The organism is Ralstonia sp. UNC404CL21Col (assembly GCF_000620465.1).
Lineage (GTDB): Bacteria > Pseudomonadota > Gammaproteobacteria > Burkholderiales > Burkholderiaceae > Ralstonia > Ralstonia flatus.
Window position 1 is genome coordinate 313964 of the sequence record NZ_KK211140.1, and the last position, 21650, is coordinate 335613.

19 protein-coding genes are annotated in these 21650 nt (G+C 64.3%); 15 read left to right on the plus strand and 4 right to left on the minus strand.

Annotated elements, in window-relative coordinates; genetic code table 11:
• Nucleotides 1–117: 117 nt before the first annotated feature.
• Complete coding sequence (metG, locus tag N511_RS0119420; RefSeq protein WP_027680794.1) at nucleotides 118–2187, minus strand: methionine--tRNA ligase; 2070 nt, start codon at nucleotides 2185–2187, stop codon at nucleotides 118–120.
• A 305-nt stretch (nucleotides 2188–2492) separates the two neighbouring features.
• Entirely contained in the window at nucleotides 2493–3122 is a 630-nt protein-coding gene (locus N511_RS0119425; RefSeq protein WP_012762565.1) for an OmpA family protein, read from the minus strand.
• Nucleotides 3123–3325: 203 nt separating this feature from the next.
• Between N511_RS0119425 and apbC the strand changes: the two genes are divergently transcribed.
• The 15 genes from apbC to N511_RS0119500 all read left to right on the plus strand — a co-directional run bounded on the left by apbC (nucleotide 3326) and on the right by N511_RS0119500 (nucleotide 19227).
• Nucleotides 3326–4414 (plus strand): iron-sulfur cluster carrier protein ApbC, encoded by a 1089-nt coding sequence (apbC, locus tag N511_RS0119430; RefSeq protein WP_027680795.1) that lies wholly within the window; start codon nucleotides 3326–3328, stop codon nucleotides 4412–4414.
• Nucleotides 4415–4418: 4 nt separating this feature from the next.
• Nucleotides 4419–4946: a DUF3305 domain-containing protein gene (locus tag N511_RS0119435; RefSeq protein ID WP_027680796.1), complete on the plus strand. Its 528-nt coding sequence runs from the start codon at nucleotides 4419–4421 to the stop codon at nucleotides 4944–4946.
• Between the two features lie 11 nt (nucleotides 4947–4957).
• On the plus strand, nucleotides 4958–5527 hold the full coding sequence (locus N511_RS0119440; RefSeq protein ID WP_027680797.1) for a DUF3306 domain-containing protein: 570 nt from the start codon (nucleotides 4958–4960) through the stop codon (nucleotides 5525–5527).
• Between the two features lie 82 nt (nucleotides 5528–5609).
• On the plus strand, nucleotides 5610–7769 hold the full coding sequence (locus tag N511_RS0119445; RefSeq protein ID WP_027680798.1) for a 4Fe-4S binding protein: 2160 nt from the start codon (nucleotides 5610–5612) through the stop codon (nucleotides 7767–7769).
• Nucleotides 7770–7812: 43 nt separating this feature from the next.
• The gene (locus tag N511_RS0119450) at nucleotides 7813–8484 is read left to right on the plus strand and encodes a TorD/DmsD family molecular chaperone (protein ID WP_027680799.1); all 672 of its coding nucleotides are present in this window, start codon (nucleotides 7813–7815) and stop codon (nucleotides 8482–8484) included.
• A 234-nt stretch (nucleotides 8485–8718) separates the two neighbouring features.
• Entirely contained in the window at nucleotides 8719–8973 is a 255-nt protein-coding gene (locus tag N511_RS0119455; protein WP_027680800.1) for a twin-arginine translocation signal domain-containing protein, read from the plus strand.
• 67 nt (nucleotides 8974–9040) lie between these two features.
• Nucleotides 9041–12046, plus strand: a complete 3006-nt coding sequence (locus N511_RS0119460; protein ID WP_027680801.1) for a molybdopterin-dependent oxidoreductase — start codon at nucleotides 9041–9043, stop codon at nucleotides 12044–12046.
• Nucleotides 12047–12062: 16 nt separating this feature from the next.
• Nucleotides 12063–12731 carry a formate dehydrogenase FDH3 subunit beta gene (fdh3B, locus tag N511_RS0119465; protein ID WP_027680802.1) on the plus strand — a complete coding sequence of 223 codons (669 nt, stop codon included), beginning with the start codon at nucleotides 12063–12065 and terminating at the stop codon, nucleotides 12729–12731.
• Nucleotides 12728–12973 carry a hypothetical protein gene (locus tag N511_RS0119470; RefSeq protein ID WP_027680803.1) on the plus strand — a complete coding sequence of 82 codons (246 nt, stop codon included), beginning with the start codon at nucleotides 12728–12730 and terminating at the stop codon, nucleotides 12971–12973. Before fdh3B ends, N511_RS0119470 begins: the two co-directional genes overlap by 4 nt.
• 23 nt (nucleotides 12974–12996) lie before the next feature.
• Nucleotides 12997–14160, plus strand: coding sequence for a formate dehydrogenase subunit gamma (locus tag N511_RS0119475; RefSeq protein ID WP_027680804.1), 1164 nt, complete (start codon nucleotides 12997–12999; stop codon nucleotides 14158–14160).
• A gap of 35 nt (nucleotides 14161–14195) precedes the next feature.
• Complete coding sequence (locus N511_RS0119480) at nucleotides 14196–14513, plus strand: hypothetical protein (protein ID WP_027680805.1); 318 nt, start codon at nucleotides 14196–14198, stop codon at nucleotides 14511–14513.
• 82 nt (nucleotides 14514–14595) lie between these two features.
• The gene (locus tag N511_RS0119485; protein WP_027680806.1) at nucleotides 14596–15147 is read left to right on the plus strand and encodes a superoxide dismutase family protein; all 552 of its coding nucleotides are present in this window, start codon (nucleotides 14596–14598) and stop codon (nucleotides 15145–15147) included.
• Nucleotides 15148–15237: 90 nt separating this feature from the next.
• On the plus strand, nucleotides 15238–16113 hold the full coding sequence (locus N511_RS0119490; RefSeq protein ID WP_027680807.1) for a formate dehydrogenase accessory sulfurtransferase FdhD: 876 nt from the start codon (nucleotides 15238–15240) through the stop codon (nucleotides 16111–16113).
• Between the two features lie 194 nt (nucleotides 16114–16307).
• Nucleotides 16308–16874, plus strand: a complete 567-nt coding sequence (dcd, locus tag N511_RS0119495) for a dCTP deaminase (RefSeq protein ID WP_012762552.1) — start codon at nucleotides 16308–16310, stop codon at nucleotides 16872–16874.
• A gap of 73 nt (nucleotides 16875–16947) precedes the next feature.
• A complete protein-coding gene (locus N511_RS0119500; RefSeq protein WP_027680808.1) occupies nucleotides 16948–19227 on the plus strand; it encodes an arginine/lysine/ornithine decarboxylase in 2280 nt (759 codons plus the stop codon).
• Between the two features lie 125 nt (nucleotides 19228–19352).
• Here the strand turns inward: N511_RS0119500 and N511_RS24370 are convergent, their stop codons facing one another.
• On the minus strand, nucleotides 19353–20084 hold the full coding sequence (locus tag N511_RS24370; RefSeq protein WP_037027156.1) for a DNA alkylation repair protein: 732 nt from the start codon (nucleotides 20082–20084) through the stop codon (nucleotides 19353–19355).
• Nucleotides 20085–20230: 146 nt separating this feature from the next.
• Nucleotides 20231–21646, minus strand: a complete 1416-nt coding sequence (argH, locus tag N511_RS0119510) for an argininosuccinate lyase (protein ID WP_027680809.1) — start codon at nucleotides 21644–21646, stop codon at nucleotides 20231–20233.
• Between the last annotated feature and the right edge of the window lie 4 nt (nucleotides 21647–21650).

Consider the following 21650-nt stretch of genomic DNA (forward strand, 5'->3'; position numbering starts at 1 on the left):
CTCGGGCGCGCCTTTCTTTTGCTTACTTTTCTTTGGCAAGACAAAGAAAAGTGAGTCGGTCCCGGCAGGGAACGAAAGGGAGATGGACCACCAAGCCCAACTCCCCATCAAACCAAATCAACGCACCCGCATCCCCGGCACCGCCCCAGAATGCGGCTCAAGAATATAAAGCCCCGGCTGAGCCTTCTCATCAGCAGCCGAAGCCGCCAACACCATCCCTTCCGACATCCCGAACTTCATCTTGCGCGGTGCCAGGTTGGCAACCATCACGGTCAGCTTGCCCACGAGATCTTCCGGCGCATACGCCGACTGGATGCCCGAAAACACATTCCGCGTCTGTCCTTCACCCACATCCAGCGTCAGCTGCAGCAGCTTGTTCGATCCTTCCACGCGCTGGCAGGCGACGATCTTGGCGACACGCAGGTCGATCTTGGCGAAGTCGTCGATGGTGATGGTCTCGGCGATCGGCTCGATGGCGGCAGCACCGTTGGAGGCAGCAGCCGGGGCATCGGCGGTCGCCTGCAGGGACTGACGATTTGCCTCCACCAGCGCATCCACCTGCTTTTTGTCCACCCGCGTCATCAGGTGCGAGTACGGCTGGATCGGCTTGTCCGACGAAAGTTGCGAATCGATCGAGCGCCACGTCAGCGGCTCAACGTTGAGGAACGCCTCGATGCGCTCGACCGTGGTCGGCAGAATCGGCTTGAGGTACACAGCCAGCAGGCGGAACGCTTCCAGCGCGACCGAGCACGCGGCGTGCAGCTTTTCGCGGTTGGCCTCGTCCTTGGCCAGATCCCACGGCTTCTCGGTGTCGACGAAGGCGTTGACGGCGTCGGCCAGTTCCATCACGGCGCGCAGCGCCTTGCTGTACTCGCGCTTTTCGTACAGATCGGCAATCTGCGGGGCGGCTTCGCGCAGTTGCACCATGAGCGGATGACCCAGCGCGGCATCGCTCACGCGGCCCTCGAAGCGCTTGACCAGGAAGCCCGCCGAGCGGCTGGCGATGTTGACGAACTTGCCGACCAGATCACTGTTCACGCGCGCGATGAAATCGTCCAGGTTCAGGTCCAGATCTTCCATCGTCGCGTTCAGCTTGGCGGCGAAGTAGTAGCGCAGCCATTCCGGATTCAGGCCAGTGTCGATGTAGCTCTGTGCGGTGATGAACGTGCCGCGCGACTTGCTCATCTTGGCGCCGTCCACGGTCAGGAAGCCGTGGGCGAACACGTTGGTCGGCGTGCGGTGGCCCGAGAACTTCAGCATCGCCGGCCAGAACAGCGTGTGGAAATACAGGATGTCCTTGCCGATGAAGTGGTACTGCTCGGTGGTGGAGTGTTCGTTGATCCACGCGTCGAAATCGAGACCCCGCTTGGCGCACAGGTTCTTGAAGCTGGCGTAGTAGCCGACCGGCGCATCCAGCCACACATAGAAGTATTTGCCCGGCGCGCCCGGAATCTCGAAGCCGAAGTACGGTGCGTCACGCGAGATGTCCCAGTCCGAGAGCTTGGCCTCGCCTGCCTCGCCGAGCCATTCGCGCATCTTGTTGGTGGCTTCGGGCTGCGCCAGGTCGGCCACCCAGTCGCGCAGGAAATTCTCGCAGCGCGGGTCGGACAGCTTGAAGAAGTAGTGCTCCGACGACTTGCGCACCGGTGTCGCGCCCGACACCACGGAATACGGGTTTTTCAGGTCGGTCGGCTGGTACGTCGCGCCGCAGACTTCACACGAATCGCCGTATTGGTCTTTCGCGCCGCATTTCGGGCATTCGCCCTTGATGAAGCGGTCCGGCAGGAACATCTCCTTGACCGGGTCGTAGAACTGCTCGACCTCGCGCACGTCGATCAGGCCGGCTTCCTTGAGCTTGAGGTAGACGTTCTGGCACAGCTCCTTGTTTTCGTCGGAGTCGGTGCTGTAGTAGTTGTCGAACGAGACGAGGAAGTTGTCGAAGTCGCGTTTGTGCTCCGTCCAGACCCGTTCGATCAGCTGGCGCGGCGTCAGGCCTTCCTTCTCTGCACGTAGCATGACGGGCGTGCCGTGCGTGTCGTCGGCGCCCACGTAATAGGTCTCGTGGCCGCGCATGCGTTGGAAGCGCACCCAGATATCGGTCTGGATGTACTCGACCAGGTGGCCGATGTGAATCGGCCCGTTGGCATAGGGCAGGGCGGAAGTGACGAGGATGCGACGTTCGGACATGGGCAGGCCAGAAAGGTGCGGGCGGGCCGCAAACAGGGCGCGGCGCGCGGAGAAACGCATATTTTAGCGCGCCCGGCGGTATCGGGCCGGGTGCAGACGAATCTGCGGAATGGCGGGTGTGATCGTCCGCTTTGACCCATGCGTCAAGATGCCGCGCATGGCGTGGCCCAAAAAAAAGCGCCGGTCAGCGCCGGCGCAGCTTTCCACAACGGAAAAGGAGGAGAAATCAGGTACCGCCCGGGAGGTCAGCCACGCATCGCGAGCCAGCAACGTGTGGCAAGCGGCACCTGTTTTCTATGACAGGGTTACCCCTGAATTGGTTTCAAATAAATTTCGACGCGGCGATTTTGGGCGCGGCCGGCCTCCGTGGCGTTGTCGGCAACGGGCTGGTTTTGGCCGCGGCCTTCGGCGGACAGGCGATTGCGCGCCACACCTCGGTCGGTCAGGTAGCTCGCCACGCTCTGCGCACGTTTTTGCGACAGCGTCATGTTGTAGTTCGGGTTGCCGGTGCTGTCCGTGTGGCCGACCACATTGGCCGCCAGTTCCGGATGTTGCGTCAGCGTTTGTGCCACGCTATCCAGCGGGCCGCGGAACGACGGCTTGATCACCGCGCTGTCGGTGTCGAACGAGACCTGGCTCGGAATGTTCAGCTTGAGCGAGCCGTCGGGCTGCTCCGAAATTTGCGTGCCCGTGCCGGCCGTATCGCCAGCCAGCTTGGACTTGATGGCGCCCCAGTTGTAGCCGACGGCTGCACCGGTGGCCGCGCCCAGCGCACCGCCAATGGCGGCGCCCTTGCCGTTGCCGACCAGCGCGCCGATGCCAGCGCCCACGGCCGCGCCAACGCCGGTGCCCATGGCGGTCTGGTTCTGCTGCTCGGTGGCGCAGCCGGCGGCCAGCAGGGCGATGAGCGAGACGGAAATAAGCTTGGCTTTCATGGTTTCTCCTACGGGTAACGGGATCGGTTCTTGTGGATTTGCCGATATCCGGCGCATCGGAGGGATATTGGGGGAATCGGACGGAGGATGCGCCGGCAAAATACAATAGCAAAACAGTACGTAGAGTGGCCAGGGCGCCGCAAAGTTCATGCCGCGTCACCGTTGGCCCGTCCCCCATTCGCATTAGATTTGTGGAGCAAATGTTGAGCGTAACCATCGAACAGATCACCGAAGCCCTGCGCGGCGTGGTGGATCCCAATACCGGGCGCGACCTCGTGTCGTCCAAATCGGCGCGCAACATCCGGGTCGATGGCGGCGAGGTATCGCTCGACGTGGAGCTGGGCTATCCGGCCAAGAGCCAGTTCGATCCGATCCGCAAGTTGGTGATCGGGGCGCTGCGCCAGGTGCAAGGTGTCGAAAATGTGAGCGTGCAGGTATCGATGAAGATCGTCGCGCACGCCGTGCAGCGCGGCGTGCATCTGATGCCGAACGTGAAGAACATCATCGCCGTGGCCTCCGGCAAGGGCGGTGTGGGCAAGTCGACGACCGCCGTGAATCTGGCGCTGGCGCTGGCCGCGGAAGGTGCCAACGTCGGCATTCTCGACGCCGATATCTACGGTCCGAGCCAGCCGATGATGCTGGGCATCCAGGGCCAGCCGGAGTCAGCCGACGGCAAGACGATGGAGCCGATGGAGGGCCACGGCCTGCAGGCCAATTCGATCGGTTTCCTGATCGAGCAGGACAACCCGATGGTTTGGCGCGGCCCGATGGTCACCTCGGCGCTGGAGCAACTGCTCAAGCAGACGAACTGGCGCGACCTGGATTACCTCATCGTCGACATGCCGCCGGGCACGGGCGACATCCAGCTCACGCTGTCGCAGAAGGTGCCCGTGACGGGCGCGGTGATCGTCACCACGCCGCAGGACATCGCGCTGCTCGACGCCAAGAAGGGCCTGAAGATGTTCGAGAAGGTGGGGATTCCCATCATCGGCGTGGTCGAGAACATGGCGGTCTACTGCTGCCCGAACTGCGGCCACACCGAACACATTTTCGGTGCCGGCGGCGGCGAGAAGATGTGCGAACAGTACGGCGTGCCGTTCCTGGGCAGCCTGCCGTTGAATCTGTCCATCCGCGAGCAGGCCGATTCAGGCCGTCCGACCGTGGTGGCCGACCCGGACGGCGCCATTGCCGGCGTCTACAAGCAGATCGCGCGCCGCGTCGCCATCGCCGTGGCCGAAAAGGCGAAGGACATGACGAGCAAGTTCCCGTCGATCGTCGTGCAGAACACCTGACGCCATGGAACCCACGTCGCCGCTGCCCGCCGACCGCCCGTCCGTACGGGTGGCGGTGGTGCTGTGCCGCCGCCCGACGGCCAACCGTTGGCAGCCGTATCAGTGGCGGCTGGAAGCGGTCGTGCCCGACCTGGGCGAATACGGCACGGCGCCGCGCTGCCTCGATCGAGCCGACGATGGGACCGGCGAAGAGCGTTGGCTCACGCCAGGCTTCTCCGTTACGCTGTTTCGCGACGAGGCCGAAGGCTATTACTTGAACGTGACCTCCGCCGCGCCCTGCTGGTTTGTGCTGTGGCGCCTGGGCGAGCCGGGCACGGCCGACGAAGGCCGCGCGATTCCGCATACGGTTTCGCTGAGCTACAACGAAGCCGGTCGCTGGCTCGACGGCGGCGAGACGGTCGAAAACGTGCCGTTGGATGCCGCTGCGCTGGAGTGGCTGCAGGCGTACGTGGCTGAAAACTACCGGCCCGAGCCGAAGAGGCGGCGCCGACCGGAGTCGTTTCTGCCGCCGGAAGACCGCGCGAAGTTCTGAGTGAAGCTGCTGTGAGCGAAGAAACTTTCCTCTCGCGCTGGTCGCGCCGCAAGGCTGCCGAGCGGCGGGGCGAACCCGAGCCGGAACCGCAACCGCCAGCGGCCCCGCCCGCCGAGCCTGCGCCGGTGGCCGTGCCCGAAGCGTCGGCGGCCGCGCCCACGCCGGAGGCGCCACCGCCGCTGACGCTGGCAGACGCCGCCAAGCTGACGCCCTCCGATGATTTCGCGCCGTTCGTCGCGCAAGGGGTGGACGAAGCCGTCAAGCGCGCCGCGCTCAAGAAGCTCTTTGCCGATCCGCACTTCAACGTGATGGACGGCCTCGATACCTACATCGACGACTATTCGCAGCCTGACCCAATCCCCCCCGAGATGTTGCGCGAGCTGCGCCATACGGCGGAATTACGGTTGTTCGAGCCGCTTGACGACGATGTGGCGCCGCCGGTAGGAGTCGAACCGGTATCGGACGCTTCGCCCGCTGTGACCGGCGAGACCCCGCCTGAAGCCGCGGATGCCGAGCCGCCCGCCGACGACCCCGCCCAGGCAAGCCCGCATGGCGGCGCTAAGCCACCGTCCGTAGAATAAAAAAAGAGTACCGCCCGGCAACGACCGTGCGGCCATGTCCCCACAGCCTGCGCCATGCACGCAGGCGCTTACGCTCAAATTCATGCCGACGCTGCTCTGCAGTTGCAATCACACCATGCCGCTCGATGCCGATGCGGTGGGCGACGCCCTGCGCGCGTCCGACGCCGCCATCGATGCGCCCGGCAAGACGCACCACCTGCTCTGCCGCCGCGAGATCGGCGCCTTCACGCAGGCGCTGGACGGCACGGAAGACGTCATCGTCGCGTGCACGCAGGAAAAGGCGCTGTTTGCAGAAGTGGCCGCACAGCATGAAGGCGTGACCGCGCCGATCCATTTCGTCAACGTGCGCGAAACGGGCGGGTGGTCGGCCGGGGCCAAGCGCGATGCGCGCGGCCTCCATGCCAAGACAGCGGCGTTGTTGGCCGTGGCAGGGTTGCCGGCGCCCGATCCGGTGCCGGTGGTCGACTATCGCTCCGAGGGCAATGTGCTGATCGTCGGCCCTGCCGAGCGCGCGATGCCCTGGGCGGAGCGCCTGGCCGCCCAGTTGAACGTGACGTTGCTCGTCACCGGACGCGACCGCGCGAAGGGTGCGCTTGTGCCGCCGATGGAGCGTCGCTGGCCCGTACACGCAGGCGAGCTGGCGGAGATGAAGGGCTGGCTCGGCGCGTTCGAGGTGAAGTGGCGCAACCGCAATCCGATCGACCTGGACCGCTGCACGCGCTGCAACGCCTGCATCGATGTCTGCCCGGAAGGCGCCATCGATGCGCTCTACCAGATCGATCTGGATGCCTGCCGCGACCACCGCGCGTGCGTCAAGGCGTGCGGCGACGCAATGGCAATCGATTTCAGCCGCGTGCAGGCACCCCAGGCGCTATCGGGGCAATTCGACCTGATTTTCGATTTGAACGACGCGCCGGCGTTTGCCCAGCACCAGCCGCCGCAGGGCTACTTTCATGCGGGCGCCGACGCGGGCCGCCAGCTGACGGCATCGCTGGCGCTGCTGCAGATGGTGGGCGAGTTCGAGAAGCCAAAGTTCTTCCAATACAAGGAATCGATCTGCGCGCATGGGCGCAACGGCCAGGTCGGTTGCGACGCCTGCGTGCAGGTGTGTTCTGCTTCGGCCATCGCATCGCAATGGAAGGACGGCCGCGGCAGCGTGCAGGTCACGCCCAATCTGTGCGTTGGCTGCGGTGCGTGTACGACCGCGTGCCCGACCGGCGCCATGACGTATGCCTATCCCAATGCGCCGTACCAGGGACGCAAGCTCAAGACGCTGCTGAGCACCTACGCAGCGGCGGGCGGGCGTGATGCCGTGGTTCTGCTGCACAACGGTGAGCGCGGCCGCACGGTGATCGAGCAGCTGGGCCATGCCGCCCGCATCGGCAAGGCGCAGGGCGTGCCGGTGAATGTGCTGCCGGTTGAAGTTTTCCATGCGGCATCGACGGGGTTGGATCTATGGTTTGCCGCCCTGGCTTACGGCGCCGCGCGCATCGCGATTTTGCTGACGGAAGACGACGCACCGCAGTACCGCGCGATGCTCGCCGAGCAGGTTGCCGCGGCACAGGCCATTCTGCACGGGCTAGGCGAGCCGGCGGACGGGGCCGGCGTGGTGCTGATCGACGTGGCCGATGCGGCTGCGCTCGACGCGCATCTGGGCCGCGCTGACGTGTCGGGCCCGCTGCGCGGCTTTCGCCGTGACATGCCGGCTGCCACCTTTGCCGTGGCCGCAGCCAAGCGCGAAACGCTCGATTTCGCCCTCGACCACCTCGCGCGCCACGCCAAGGCCACCGAGGCCGTCATCCCGCTGCCGGCCGGCGCACCGTTTGGCGCCATCACCGTAAACCGCGAACGCTGCACGCTGTGCATGGCGTGTGTTGGCGCGTGCCCGTCGCAGGCGTTGCGCGATCAGGCCGAGCGCCCCGTGCTGGCCATGATCGAGCGCAACTGCGTCCAATGCGGCCTGTGCGAAACGACGTGCCCCGAAAGCGCCATCGCGCTCGTGCCGCGGCTGAATCTGTCGGCCGAAGCGCGCCAGCCGGTCACGCTCAACGAGGCGCAACCGTTCCATTGCATCCGCTGCAGCAAGCCGTTCGGCACCGCGCAGATGGTCACGACGATGCTGGCCAAGCTCGGCGCGCATCCGGCGTTCTCCGGGGCCGCCGCCGAGCGCCTGAAGATGTGCAGCGACTGCCGCGTGATCGACATGATGCAGCACGGCGAACGCCCGGGCGCCCCGCACTGAAAACCGCGTATTGAAGCCGCGCATTGAAGCCGATCCCGATCCCATGACCGACGCCCAGCCCCTGCAATTCCAGCCCGCCGCCACGCCTGCCGACAGCGCCGAGGACCTCGCCCGTGCGGACCTCTACGGCCTGCTGGCCACGCTGTTCTTCCACGCCGCGGACGCCGATTTGCTGCAGCGCATCGCCGCCGCGCCGCTGGGCCCGATAGGCGATGACGATACCGCCCCGGCCGACGCGGAAGCTGCCGCCAGCAGCGCACTCACTCAGGCCTGGCGGAGGCTCGTCGCCCGCGCCGGCAAGACGACCGCCGCGCAGGCTGACGACGAATACACCGAACTGTTCATCGGCGTCGGCAAGCCCGAGGTGTTCCTGTACGGCTCGTACTACCAGGCGGGTTTCATGAACGAAAAGCCGCTCGTCGTGCTGCGGGACGATCTGCGGCGCTTTGGCCTTGAGCGCGCCGAGGGCGTCACGGAAACAGAGGACCACCTCGCCACGCTGTGCGAGGTCATGCGTTATCTCATCGCCGGCGATGACATCCACCTTGTGCGCATCGAAGAGCAGCGCGCATTTTTCCAGCGTCATCTGGCGCCGTGGGTCGATACGGCTTGTGATGCTGTATTGCAGCATCCGCGCGCTGCCTTCTATGCCGATGTGGCGGGATTGGCGAAAGCGTTTTTCGACGTCGAGCGGCTCGCCCTTGAATTGGCGTGACAGCCATCGCCTGGCTGCCTAAAAATTAAGCGCAAGCCGAAGAGCCGCGCCCCGCCCACGTCACGGCGGACCGGTTCAAACCGCACTCATTGAAAAAATTCATCGGTAAATCGTCAGAAAAATCCCAGGAAGAGGGGTTTTGGGCATGGTTTTCCCATGCCGTTGCTCCTAAAATGTGTTCAAAAATTCCTATTACATTCGGTCATCGGTTTGATTGAGCCGGGGAGCATCGAAATGCCAAGTCCGAACACCGTCGTCCCTTACGCGCGCCCAGAAGCGGATTCCGCTGATGCTGCACCCACTCGCCGCCGCTTTCTGATGGGCGCAGCCGTTGCAGCCGCCGCTGCAGGCACAGCCGCCACAGCGGGCCATCTGGTGCAAGCGCCCACCGCTCCGGCTACACCCGCCACTGACGCAGCGGATGACGGCGCCACCGGCTACCGTCTGAGCGAACACATCCGCAAGTACTACAAGACGACGTGGATCTGACGCGGCCGCATGCGCGCCGCTTCCGCTTCATCGTCATTGCACGCACCCCACATCCTCAGGTGACCTCATGCTTCTGACCCGCAAACCGGCGGTACAGGACACCAAAGCCGCTTCGGCGCGACGTTCACGCGGCCAGGGCGCTTCGTCGCTCACTGGCAGTTTGGCCCGCAGCCTGGCCGGCGCATTGCCGACCATGGACCGTCGCACGTTCCTCAAGCGCTCTGGCATCGGCGTCGGCGCAGGGCTGGCCGCAACGCAACTTTCGCTGGTGAAGAAATCTGTGGTGGGCGACGCCCAGGCCGCCGAAGGGAAGGGGGACATCGTCGTACGCCGCACGGTGTGCTCGCACTGCTCGGTCGGATGCTCGGTGGACGCCGTCGTGCAGAACGGCGTGTGGGTGCGCCAGGAGCCGGTGTTCGATTCGCCGATCAACCTCGGCGCGCATTGCGCCAAGGGCGCCGCCCTGCGTGAGCATGGGCACGGCGAATACCGCCTGAAGACGCCGATGAAGCTCGTCGACGGCCGCTACCAGCGCATCAGCTGGGAGCAGGCGTTGAACGAGATCGTCGCCAAGATGCAGAGCATCCGCCAGGAGACCGGACCGGATTCGTTCTTCTTCGTCGGCTCATCCAAGCACAGCAACGAACAGGCGTACCTGCTGCGCAAGTGGGTGTCGTTCTTCGGCACCAACAACTGCGACCACCAGGCACGCATCTGCCACAGCACCACCGTCGCCGGCGTGGCCAACACGTGGGGCTACGGTGCGATGACGAACTCGTACAACGACATGCAGAACGCCAAGTGCGCGTTGTACATCGGTTCGAACGCAGCCGAGGCGCATCCGGTGTCGATGCTGCACCTGCTGCATGCCAAGGAAACGGGCTGCAAGGTCATCGTCGTCGACCCGCGCTATACGCGGACGGCGGCCAAGTCCGATGAATACGTGCGCATCCGCTCGGGCACCGACATCGCGTTCCTGTTCGGCGTGCTGTATCACATCTTCAAGAACGGCTGGGAAGACAAGCAGTACATCCACGACCGCGTCTACGGCATGGACAAGGTGCGCGAGGAAGTGCTCGCCAAGTGGACGCCGGACAAGGTCGAAGAGGTGTGCGGCGTGCCGGAAGCGCAGGTCCACAAGGTCGCCGAGATGATGGCGATGAACCGCCCCAGCACGCTGGTGTGGTGCATGGGCCAGACGCAGCACACCATCGGCAACGCCATCGTGCGCGCATCGTGCATCGTGCAGCTGGCGCTCGGCAATATCGGCAAGTCGGGCGGCGGTGCCAATATCTTCCGCGGCCACGACAACGTGCAGGGCGCGACCGATGTCGGCCCGAACCCCGATTCGTTGCCTGGCTACTACGGCCTGGCTGCCGGGGCGTGGAAGCACTTCGCCAACGTCTGGGGCGTGGATTACGACTGGATCAAGGGCCGCTTTGCTTCGCAGGCCATGATGGAGAAGTCGGGCACCACCGTCTCGCGCTGGGCCGATGCGGTGCTGGAGAAGAACGATCTGATCGATCAGGACAACAACGTCCGCGCGGTCTTCTACTGGGGCCACGCGCCCAACTCGCAAACGCGCGGGATGGACATCAAGCGCGCGCTCGACAAGCTCGACCTGCTGGTCGTGATCGATCCATACCCGTCGGCCACCGCGGCCATGGCCAACATGCCCGCCGCCGACGGCACGCCGCCCAATCCGAACCGCGCCGTCTACCTGTTGCCGGCGGCCACGCAGTTCGAAACGTCCGGCTCGTGCACCGCATCGAACCGCTCGCTGCAATGGCGCGAAAAGGTCATCGACCCGCTGTTCGAGTCGCAGCCGGACCACGTGATCATGCAGGCCTTTGCCGATCGCCTCGGCTTCGGCAAGGAGCTGTCGAAGAACTGCAAGATCACCGAATACAAGCGTGCCGGCATGACATGGCGCGAGCCCGAGATCGAATCGATCCTGCGCGAGATCAATCACGGCAACTGGACGATCGGCTACACGGGCCAATCGCCGGAACGCCTGAAGGCCCACATGCGCAACATGCACCTGTTTGATGTGCGCACGTTGCGCTGCAAGGGTGGCAAGGATGCCGAAACCGGCTACGACCTGACCGGCGACTACTTCGGCCTGCCGTGGCCGTGCTACGGCACGCCGGAACTCAAGCACCCCGGCTCGCCCAACCTGTACGACACCAGCAAGCATGTGATGGAAGGGGGCGGTAACTTCCGCGCCAACTTCGGCGTGGAGCGCGACGGCGTCAACCTGCTGGCCGAAGATGGCTCGTTCTCGCTCGGCTCGGAGTTGACCACCGGCTACCCCGAGTTCGACCACGTCTTCCTCAAGAAACTCGGCTGGTGGGATGACCTGACCGATGCCGAGAAGAAGGCCGCCGAAGGCAAGAACTGGAAGACCGATCTGTCCGGCGGCATCCAGCGCGTGGCGATGAAGCACGGCTGCCATCCGTTCGGCAATGCCAAGGCACGCGCCATCGTGTGGAACTTCCCCGACGGCATTCCGCAGCACCGGGAGCCGCTGTATTCCACGCGGCCCGACATGGTCGCCAAGTACCCGACGCACGACGACAAGAAGGCCTTCTGGCGCCTGCCGACGCTGTACAAGACGGTGCAGCAGCGCAATATCGAAAACAAGGTCTACGAGAAATTCCCGATCATCCTCACGTCCGGCCGCCTTGTCGAATACGAGGGCGGCGGCGAAGAGACGCGCTCCAACCCGTGGCTTGCCGAGCTGCAGCAGGAGAACTTTGTCGAGATCAACCCGAAGGCTGCATCTGACCGCGGCATCCGACACAACGATTTCGTCTGGGTCAAGACGCCGACCGGCGCCCAGATCAAGGTGCGCGCGCTGGTGACGGAGCGTGTGGGGGTCGACCACGCCTTCATCCCGTTCCACTTCTCCGGCTGGTGGCAGGGCAAGGACCTGCTCGATTACTACCCGGAAGGCGCCCACCCGATCGTGCGCGGCGAGGCCGTCAACACGGCCACCACCTACGGCTACGACTCGGTGACGATGATGCAGGAAACGAAAACGACGGTCTGCCAGATCGAGCGGTTCGCATAAGGACGGGGAGATCAACATGGCACGCATGAAATTCATCTGTGACAGCGAGCGCTGCATCGAATGCAACGCCTGCGCCACGGCCTGCAAGAACGAACACGAGGTGCCCTGGGGCGTGAACCGGCGCCGCGTGGTCACCATCAACGACGGCATGATCGGCGCGGAGAAATCCATCTCCGTGGCGTGCATGCATTGCTCCGATGCGCCGTGCATGGCGGTCTGCCCGGTCGACTGCTTCTACCGCACCGAAGACGGCGTGGTGCTGCACGACAAGGACGTCTGCATCGGGTGCGGCTATTGCTCGTATGCGTGCCCGTTCGGTGCGCCTCAGTTCCCGAGCCAGGGCACGTTTGGCGTGCGCGGCAAGATGGACAAGTGCACCTTCTGCGCGGGCGGCCCCGAGAAGAACGGTAGCGAGGAAGAATTCGAAAAGTACGGCCGCAACCGCCTGGCCGAAGGGAAGCTGCCGCTGTGCGCGGAAATGTGCTCGACCAAGGCGCTGCTCGGCGGCGATGGCGACGTGATTTCCGACATCCTGCGTAACCGCGTCATGAAACGCGGGAAGGGCGGGGAGTTGTTCGGATGGGGCACGGCCTACGGCGGCGCGCAGGGCAAGGGCGGTCAGGCGGCACCGGCAACTCCGGCCGCACCGGCCACGCCGGCTTCCGCGCCGGGAGCGCAATCATGATCGCCCGGGCACGATCGACCGGCCTGCTGGTCGCGCTTGGCGCCGTGCTGCTGCTCGGTGCCTGCGGCGAGCGCCCGCAAACCGCGTTCGCTTCGCATCGCAAGGACGACGCGCCTGCCTACAAGGGGGCGGAAGGCGACCCGTTCATGGCCAAGAACTGGACACCCGGTGACCGCACGAGCTGGCAGAACCAGATCCGCGCACGCGGCCAATACCAGAACGAGTACAACAAGACGCCATGACGCGCGCAAGCGGAGGTTCGTCCATGGGCACTTCCTGGAAACATCTTGTGATGGCCGTGTTGCTGGGCAGCGCAGCAGCGTTGGCGAGCGCGCAGCAGCCGGCCAGTGCGCCCGCGGCCGACGCCGCCCCGGTCAATCCGGCCGTACAGCCGGCACAGCCGTTCTCCAACATCGTCTCGGAGAATGTGTTTGATCTGCAGAAGCGTGATCTTTCCAAAGAGGCGCACGACCAGGCCGCGCGCCGCGCCGCGCAACCGGGCAACAATGCGCCCGTCTGGCGTGAAGTGAACTCAGACCAGGCGCATTACGCGAGCATTCCCGGGCTGGAGGCCGGCGTGCTGATTCAGCGCACCGGGCAGAAATGGCGGCTGTTCCGCAATGGCGTGATCACCGTGTGGGGCGGTTGGCTGATGGTGCTCGTGCCGCTGGTCATCCTTGGTTTCTTCCTTTGGCGCGGCATGATCCCGCTGAAGGAAGCGCCCACCGGCCGCAAGATCGAGCGCTTCACCCCCACCGAGCGCTACGTGCACTGGACGATGGCCATCTCGTTCGTCACGCTCGGCGTGTCGGGCATCGTCATGCTGTGGGGCAAGCATTTCCTCTTGCCGATCCTCGGCCACCAGTTGTTCGGCTGGCTGACGTATGTGCTGAAAAACCTGCACAACCTGGTGGGGCCGCTCTTCACGGTCAGCATCATCGTGGCCTTCGTGATGTGGGTGCGGGACAACCTGCCGCGCCAGGGCGATGTGAAATGGCTGCTGAGCCTGGGTGGCATGTTTGCCGGCGAACACGGCGCAGAAGTGCCGTCGCACCGTTTCAACGCCGGCGAGAAACTCTGGTTCTGGGGCGGGCTCGTCGTGTTTGGCCTGATCCTGTCGGCCTCAGGCTGGACGCTCGATCGCATCGTCCCGGGCGTGGATTACTACCGCAGCACGATGCAACTGGCCGAGATCATTCACGCGATTGCGGCGGTTGGCATGATGTGCATGTCGCTCGGCCACATCTACATGGGCACGATCGGCATGGAAGGCGCTTACCGCGCCATGCGCGACGGCTATGTCGACGAGGCCTGGGCGAAGGAGCACCACGAGCTTTGGTACGACGACGTCAAGGCCGGCAAGATTCCGGCGCAACGTTCCCAGCCGCCTGCACCGCCGTCGCCCAGCGAGCAGCCCGTCAAGTCATGACGCCATCGACCGCCACCGATTCGAGGAACCTCTCCATGCATGCATCCGCGCTGACCCGCGCCGCAGGTATGGCGCTTGCTGCCGCCATGCTGAGCCTGACAAGCGGACTGGCCGGCGCCAAGCTGCCGGCGCCGACGGAAGAACAGAAAGCCCAGGCGGACTTGGCGAAAGCCAAAGCGGCCTGGGGCGACAAGGTGGCCGCGTTCCAGACGTGCAAGGCCCAGGACAAGGTGGCGGCGTCTTACCAGGCCGGTGGCAAGGCGGCGCATACGCAGCCGGGTGCGCCGTGCGTTGACCCCGGGCCGTTTGTCGCACCTGTCCCGCCCGCGTCAGGGCCGGCGGCCAAAGGGTGAGCCGTTGCTGCCAATGTTGCTTGTTCATCATCCGGCAGTACAATCGTCCGCTCCCCGAGTGAACCCTGACTGGAGGTGACACATGAAGCAACTCGTGATTGCACTCGCCGCGATCGGCCTGATGGCCGGCTGCGCATCGAACTCAGCGTCGACGGCCAAGGCCGGCAATGCCGGTGACGGCGCCATGGCGGCCTCCGCCGTGCTCGCACCCAAGAGCGGCAGCACCGTGCAAGGCAGCGTGAAGCTCGCACAGCAAGGCGACAATCGGGTTGCCATGGCGGTGGATATTTCCGGCCTGCCGGCCAACGGCATGTTCGGTTTCCACGTGCATGAGAAGGGCGATTGCTCCTCGCCGGACGGCAATAGCGCGGGTGGGCACTTCAACCCGACCGGCCAGCAGCACGGTGATCCGCGTCAAGGCGCGCATCACGCCGGCGACATCCCGATGCTGCAATCCGATGCCAACGGCAAGGCTGTCGGCTCGATCGTTCTTTCCGGCGTGACGCTGTCGCCCGGGCCCACCAGCCTGGTCGGCCACGCGTTGATCGTTCACGCAGGCAAGGACGACTACATGACTCAACCCACCGGCAATTCCGGCGGGCGCGTCGCCTGCGGCGTGATCGTGGCGAACTGATCGCCCGCACGCGGTATCCGCTTTCGGGCGGGTACCGGCGGCACCATGCGCACGCTTGCCGTGCGCATTTTTATTTGAACGAAGACATTGATGCCGCTGCGCCCAGAACTGACCAACGCTTCCGTTCCACTGCTCGACGAGGTTGAAGTGCTCGACGAGCTGGGCCGCGCTCGCCATGTCTACATTCCCGGCGAGCGCCCGCTCACCGTCTACCTCGACAAGCGCGAACTCGTCACGCTGATGACGCTGGGCGGTGCCCCCGAAGCGCTCGTGCTGGGCTATCTGCGTAACCAGCGCCTGGTCGGCAGCATCGAAGACATCGCCTCCATCCAGGTCGACTGGGAAACCGAATCGGCTGCTGTCACCACGCGCGCCGGCATTGCCGACTTGGACGAGAAGACCGCCCGCCGCACCGTGACCACCGGCTGCGGGCAGGGCACCGTGTTCGGCTCGCTGATGGACGAGATCGACGCCATCCATCTACCGCCCGACGCGCGCATGACGCAGACCACGCTGTACCGCGTGGTCGACACCATCCGCCTGCAGCAGTCGATCTACAAGCAGGCGGGCTCGGTGCATGGCTGCGCGTTGTTCGACGCGCAGGGCGAACTGCTGCACTTCATCGAAGACGTCGGTCGCCACAATGCCGTGGATGCCATCGCCGGCCGCATGTGGCTTGAGGGCATGGACGGCGGCGACAAGATCTTCTACACCACCGGCCGTCTTACCTCCGAGATGGTCATCAAGGGCGCGCAGATGGGCATTCCGTTCCTGCTGTCGCGCTCGGGCGTTACGCAGATGGGCCACCAGATGGCCGAGCGCGTCAACCTGACGCTGTTTGCGCGGTGCACTGGGCGGCACTTTCTGCTCTACACGGGGCGCGACCGCTTCGTGGCCGAACCCGAGATGGCGGGCACCGTGGGGCCGCGCGGCGAGTTGCCCCAGGCGGCGGAATCCGGTCGCTGATCCGCTCGGCGGGTTCGATAAGGCCAGCGCAAGCCATCGGCTGCCACGGGGTTTTCCGTCACGGGTTTGGGAGTACAATCCGCGTTCCAAAACCGGGCCAAAGATCGACGGCCTGGCTGGCATGACCAAATGGGGACAGTTTTCGCACCGCGAAGCCTGCCCCCATTTGTTCATCCAAGGTATCTGGACGCTCCATGAGCATCAAATCCGACAAGTGGATCCGCCGCATGGCCGAGCAGCACGGCATGATCGAGCCGTTCGAGCCCGGTCAGGTGCGCGAATCCGAAGGGCGCCGCATCGTTTCCTACGGCACGTCGAGCTACGGCTACGACATCCGCTGCGCCGACGAATTCAAGATCTTCACCAACATCAACAGCACCATCGTCGATCCGAAGAACTTCGACGAGAAGTCGTTTGTCGACTTCAAGGGCGATGTGTGCATCATCCCGCCGAACTCGTTCGCGCTGGCCCGCACGATGGAGTACTTCCGCATCCCGCGCACCGTGCTGACGGTGTGTCTGGGCAAGAGCACGTACGCGCGCTGCGGGATCATCGTCAACGTCACGCCGTTCGAGCCCGAGTGGGAAGGCTACGTGACGCTGGAGTTCTCCAACACTACGCCGCTGCCTGCCAAGATCTACGCCGGCGAAGGCTGCGCGCAGGTGCTGTTCTTCGAGAGCGACGAGGAATGCGAAACCTCGTACAAGGATCGTGGTGGCAAGTACCAGGGCCAGCACGGTGTGACGCTGCCCAAGACCTAGTTTTTGTAGTCCGTTTCCGCGCGTTCAGGCGTATCCGGAGCGGTGCCTTTAGCTTCATCCATAAGGAACCACGATGAAATTCCGTTTTCCCGTCATCATCATTGACGAGGACTTCCGCTCCGAGAACATCTCCGGGTCGGGCATTCGCGCGCTGGCCCAGGCCATCGAAACCGAAGGCATGGAGGTCATCGGCCTCACCAGCTATGGTGACCTGACCTCGTTCGCGCAACAGTCGAGCCGCGCGTCCACCTTCATCGTCTCGATCGACGACGATGAATTCATCAACCCGGACAACGACAAGCCGGAACCGGAGGCGGTCGAAAACCTGCGCGCCTTCGTGGCCGAAGTGCGTCGCCGCAACGCCGACATCCCCATCTTCCTGTACGGTGAAACGCGCACCTCGCGCCATCTGCCGAACGACGTGCTGCGCGAGCTGCACGGCTTCATCCACATGTTCGAGGACACGCCCGAGTTCGTGGCCCGACACATCATTCGTGAAGCGCGCAATTACCTGGATTCGCTGCCGCCGCCGTTCTTCAAGGCGCTGATCGACTACGCGCAGGACAGCTCGTATTCGTGGCATTGCCCGGGGCACTCGGGCGGCGTGGCGTTCCTGAAGAGCCCGGTGGGGCAGGTGTTCCACCAGTTCTTCGGCGAGAACATGCTGCGCGCCGACGTCTGCAACGCCGTGGAAGAACTCGGCCAACTGCTTGACCACACCGGCCCCGTCGCCGCGTCTGAGCGCAACGCTGCGCGCATCTTCGGTTCGGACCACATGTTCTTCGTGACCAACGGTACGTCGACGTCGAACAAGATGGTGTGGCACGCCAACGTGGCGCCCGGCGACATCGTGGTGGTCGACCGCAACTGCCACAAGTCGAATCTGCACGCGATCATGATGACGGGCGCGATTCCCGTGTTCCTGATGCCGACGCGCAACCACTTCGGCATCATCGGCCCGATCCCGAAGAGCGAGTTCGAGCCGGAAACGATTGCCAAGAAGATTGCCGACCATCCGTTTGCCAGCAAGGCCAAGAACAAGAAGCCGCGCATCCTGACCATCACGCAGGGTACGTACGACGGCGTGCTCTACAACGCCGAGATGATCAAGAACATGCTGTCGACCGAAATCGACACGCTGCACTTTGACGAAGCGTGGCTGCCGCACGCATCGTTCCACCCGTTCTACGAGAACATGCACGCGATCGGCCACGGCCGTCCCCGCAGCAAGGACGCGCTGGTCTACGCGACGCAGAGCACGCACAAGCTGCTGGCCGGTCTGTCGCAGGCCTCGCAGATCCTCGTGCAGGATTCCGAGACGCGCAAGCTCGATACGTATCGCTTCAACGAGGCGTATCTGATGCATACCTCGACGAGCCCGCAGTACTCGATCATTGCCTCGTGCGACGTCGCCGCGGCGATGATGGAAGCGCCGGGCGGCACCGCGCTGGTGGAAGAGAGCATTGCCGAGGCGCTGGACTTCCGCCGCGCCATGCGCAAGGTCGAGCACGAATACCTCGGCGCGAATGGCGGCAACGGCCGCGGTGACGACTGGTGGTTCAAGGTCTGGGGCCCGAACGACCTGTCGGACGAAGGCATCGAAGAACGCGCAGCGTGGATGCTCAAGGCCAACGAGCGCTGGCACGGCTTCGGCAACCTGGCCGAAGACTTCAACCTGCTCGATCCGATCAAGGCCACCATCATCACCCCGGGCTTGGATGTGGACGGCAAGTTCAGCGATTCCGGCATCCCGGCCGCCATCGTCACGCGCTACCTGGCCGAGCACGGCATCATCGTCGAGAAGACCGGTCTGTACTCGTTCTTCATCATGTTCACCATCGGCATCACCAAGGGCCGCTGGAATTCGCTCGTGACGGAGCTGCAGCAGTTCAAGGACGATTACGACAACAATCAGCCGCTGTGGCGTGTGCTGCCGGAATTCGTGCGCCAGTATCCGCAATACGAGCGCATCGGCCTGCGTGAACTGTGCGACAGCATCCACAGCGTCTATCAGGCCAACGACGTGGCCCGCGTGACGACCGAGATGTACCTGTCCGACATGGAGCCGGCGATGATTCCGTCGGATGCCTGGGCCAAGATGGCGCACCGAGAGACCGAGCGTGTCGCGATCGACGATCTGGAAGGCCGCATCACCGGTATCCTGCTCACGCCGTATCCGCCGGGCATTCCGCTGCTGATTCCGGGCGAGCGCTTCAACAAGACGATCGTGCAGTATCTGCAGTTCGCACGCGAGTTCAACAAGCTGTTCCCGGGCTTCGAGACCGACATCCACGGGCTGGTCGAGGAAGAGGTCGACGGCAAGATGGGGTACTTCGTCGACTGCGTGCGCTGAGTTTCAGTCGTACCAAAAGAAAGGCCGCGCGAGAGTATCGGGCGGCTTTTTTTTCGTTTGGCGCTTCTGCGATGCGTTCGGCGGTATGAAGTGTTACCGACCGCTGCAAGGCAAAAAAACTTGAGCTATCGGTTCTTCGCCCGGAGGTGTTGCAGCCGCTGCTGCTGCGATGGCTCCAGCGCTCGGGTTGCTTCCCTGAAAGTCAAAGCCGACATCTCGGCAGCATGTCGCTCCACGAAGCCGATCGTTCGCAATGGTGTTTTTTTGCAGGTCGAGCGCAGCACCCATCCGATTGCCTTTCGGATGAAGAACTCCCGCTCCTGCAGCAGCGGAACAGCCCGCCGGTCGAAACGTTCGAAGTCACCTTGGCCGGCTGCGAGTCGGTCATGACTGGCTAACAGCGCACTGCGCCGCACCCAGAAATTCGTATGTGCGGACCATTCGTCCAGGTCCGTCTCGACCGCTGGTATCCGGGTGGCCAGCGCGCCAACCACTTTGATCGCAAGCCAGTCGACATGAGCCCACGTCGTGCTTCGATCGATCAGGCCCTTCAACCATCCGACATCCGATTTGCGGAGCAGGTCGCTCCGCAGTTCGAGCACCGCGATTCCAACAGATCGCAATTCATGGGTGTGTGTATTCCAGAGCGCCTCGACCAGCCCCTTGAGGTCTTCCACAGTAAGGGCGGGGCAGTCGGCGACAAAGGTTCGGGCCACCCGTCGCACAGCTGGCACGGAAGCACCGATGAAGCGGAGGTCGCTCTTCAAGTATTGCTTTTCTTTTTCCGCCCTCTCGGCAGTGGCGTCCCCGGCAAGGGACTCGGCCAGCTGGCCGACAACGGTCGTCTGGTCGTTCAAGGATGGCCCTCCTGTGCGCGTTGGCTTGCAGCATAGCCGTGCTTCGCAAATATCGGCAATTCGCCAGACCGCGCCAGCGTGCGTCACAAACAAAAACGCCGCGCTGATCAACTCAGCGCGGCGTTTTGTTTAGAGCGTGCAGCGGATTATTCAGCCAGCGCAGCGCGCGCAAACGCAATGGCCTGCTTCACCTGCTCCGGCGCTGTCCCGCCGATGTGGTTGCGCGAAGCGACCGAGCCTTCCAGCGTCAGCACGGCGTGCACATCGTCGCTGATCAGATCGGACTTGTCGCCGAGGCCGCAGATGTCACGCAGTTGCGCAACCGACAGGTCTGCCAGGTCGCAACGCAGGTCGTCGCACGCGCGCACGGCGTGGGCCACGGCTTCGTGCGCATCGCGGAAGGGCAAGCCGCGCTTGACCAGGTAGTCGGCCAGGTCGGTGGCGGTGGCGTAGCCCTGCAGCGCGGCGGCACGCATGGCGTCGGCCTTGACGGTGATGCCCGGCACCATGTCGGCAAAGATGCGCAGCGTGTCGACCACCGTATCCACGGTGTCGAACAGCGGTTCCTTGTCTTCCTGGTTGTCCTTGTTGTACGCCAGCGGCTGGCCCTTCATCAGCGTGAGCAGGCCGATCAGGTGGCCGTTGACGCGGCCGGTCTTGCCGCGCGCCAGTTCGGGCACGTCCGGGTTTTTCTTCTGCGGCATGATCGAGCTGCCGGTGCAGAAGCGGTCTGCAATGTCGATAAAGCCCACGCGCGGGCTCATCCACAGCACCAGCTCTTCAGAGAAGCGCGAGATGTGCGTCATGACGAGCGCGGCGGCGGCGCAGAATTCGATGGCGAAGTCGCGGTCGGACACGGCGTCCAGCGAGTTGCGGCATACACCGTCAAAGCCGAGTTGCTGGGCGACGAATTCGCGGTCGATCGGGTAGCTCGTACCGGCCAGCGCGGCGGCGCCCAGCGGCAGGCGGTTGACGCGCTTGCGGGCGTCGAGCATGCGCTCGGTGTCGCGCGTGAACATCTCGACGTAGGCCAGCAGGTGGTGGCCGAACACCACCGGTTGCGCGACCTGCAGGTGCGTGAAGCCCGGGACGATGGTGTTGGTGTGTTGCTCCGCCAAGTCCAGCAGCGCGCTGCGCAGAGCCTTGAGCAGACCGACGATGTTGTCGATCTCGCTGCGCAGCCACAGGCGGATGTCGGTGGCGACCTGGTCGTTGCGCGAGCGGCCCGTGTGCAGACGCTTGCCCGCGTCGCCGGCCATGGCGGTCAGGCGCGCTTCGATGTTCAGGTGGACGTCTTCCAGATCCAGCTTCCACTCGAACGTGCCGGCCTCGATCTCTTGGCGGATCTGCGCCATGCCCTTTTCGATGGCGGCGCGATCGGCTTCGGCGATGATGCCCTGCTTGGCGAGCATGGCAGCGTGCGCCAGCGAGCCCTGGATGTCGAACAGTGCGAGGCGCTTGTCAAAGAACACCGACGCGGTATAGCGCTTGACGAGATCGGACACCGGCTCGTTAAAGCGGGCGGACCACGCTTCGGCCTTCTTGGCGAGTTGGGAGGTCATGGGC

Bases quoted from the DNA above. Each gene is read 5' to 3' on its own strand.
- argH (WP_027680809.1), bottom strand. From the start codon at position 21,646: ATGACCTCCCAACTCGCCAAGAAGGCCGAAGCGTGGTCCGCCCGCTTT.
- N511_RS0119455 (WP_027680800.1), top strand. From the start codon at position 8,719: ATGCCAAGTCCGAACACCGTCGTCCCTTACGCGCGCCCAGAAGCGGAT.
- fdh3B (WP_027680802.1), top strand. From the start codon at position 12,063: ATGGCACGCATGAAATTCATCTGTGACAGCGAGCGCTGCATCGAATGC.
- metG (WP_027680794.1), bottom strand. From the start codon at position 2,187: ATGTCCGAACGTCGCATCCTCGTCACTTCCGCCCTGCCCTATGCCAAC.
- N511_RS0119480 (WP_027680805.1), top strand. From the start codon at position 14,196: ATGCATGCATCCGCGCTGACCCGCGCCGCAGGTATGGCGCTTGCTGCC.
- N511_RS0119470 (WP_027680803.1), top strand. From the start codon at position 12,728: ATGATCGCCCGGGCACGATCGACCGGCCTGCTGGTCGCGCTTGGCGCC.
- N511_RS0119500 (WP_027680808.1), top strand. From the start codon at position 16,948: ATGAAATTCCGTTTTCCCGTCATCATCATTGACGAGGACTTCCGCTCC.
- N511_RS0119485 (WP_027680806.1), top strand. From the start codon at position 14,596: ATGAAGCAACTCGTGATTGCACTCGCCGCGATCGGCCTGATGGCCGGC.
- N511_RS0119490 (WP_027680807.1), top strand. From the start codon at position 15,238: ATGCCGCTGCGCCCAGAACTGACCAACGCTTCCGTTCCACTGCTCGAC.
- N511_RS0119435 (WP_027680796.1), top strand. From the start codon at position 4,419: ATGGAACCCACGTCGCCGCTGCCCGCCGACCGCCCGTCCGTACGGGTG.
- N511_RS0119445 (WP_027680798.1), top strand. From the start codon at position 5,610: ATGCCGACGCTGCTCTGCAGTTGCAATCACACCATGCCGCTCGATGCC.
- N511_RS0119425 (WP_012762565.1), bottom strand. From the start codon at position 3,122: ATGAAAGCCAAGCTTATTTCCGTCTCGCTCATCGCCCTGCTGGCCGCC.
- N511_RS0119475 (WP_027680804.1), top strand. From the start codon at position 12,997: ATGGGCACTTCCTGGAAACATCTTGTGATGGCCGTGTTGCTGGGCAGC.
- N511_RS0119460 (WP_027680801.1), top strand. From the start codon at position 9,041: ATGCTTCTGACCCGCAAACCGGCGGTACAGGACACCAAAGCCGCTTCG.
- dcd (WP_012762552.1), top strand. From the start codon at position 16,308: ATGAGCATCAAATCCGACAAGTGGATCCGCCGCATGGCCGAGCAGCAC.
- N511_RS0119450 (WP_027680799.1), top strand. From the start codon at position 7,813: ATGACCGACGCCCAGCCCCTGCAATTCCAGCCCGCCGCCACGCCTGCC.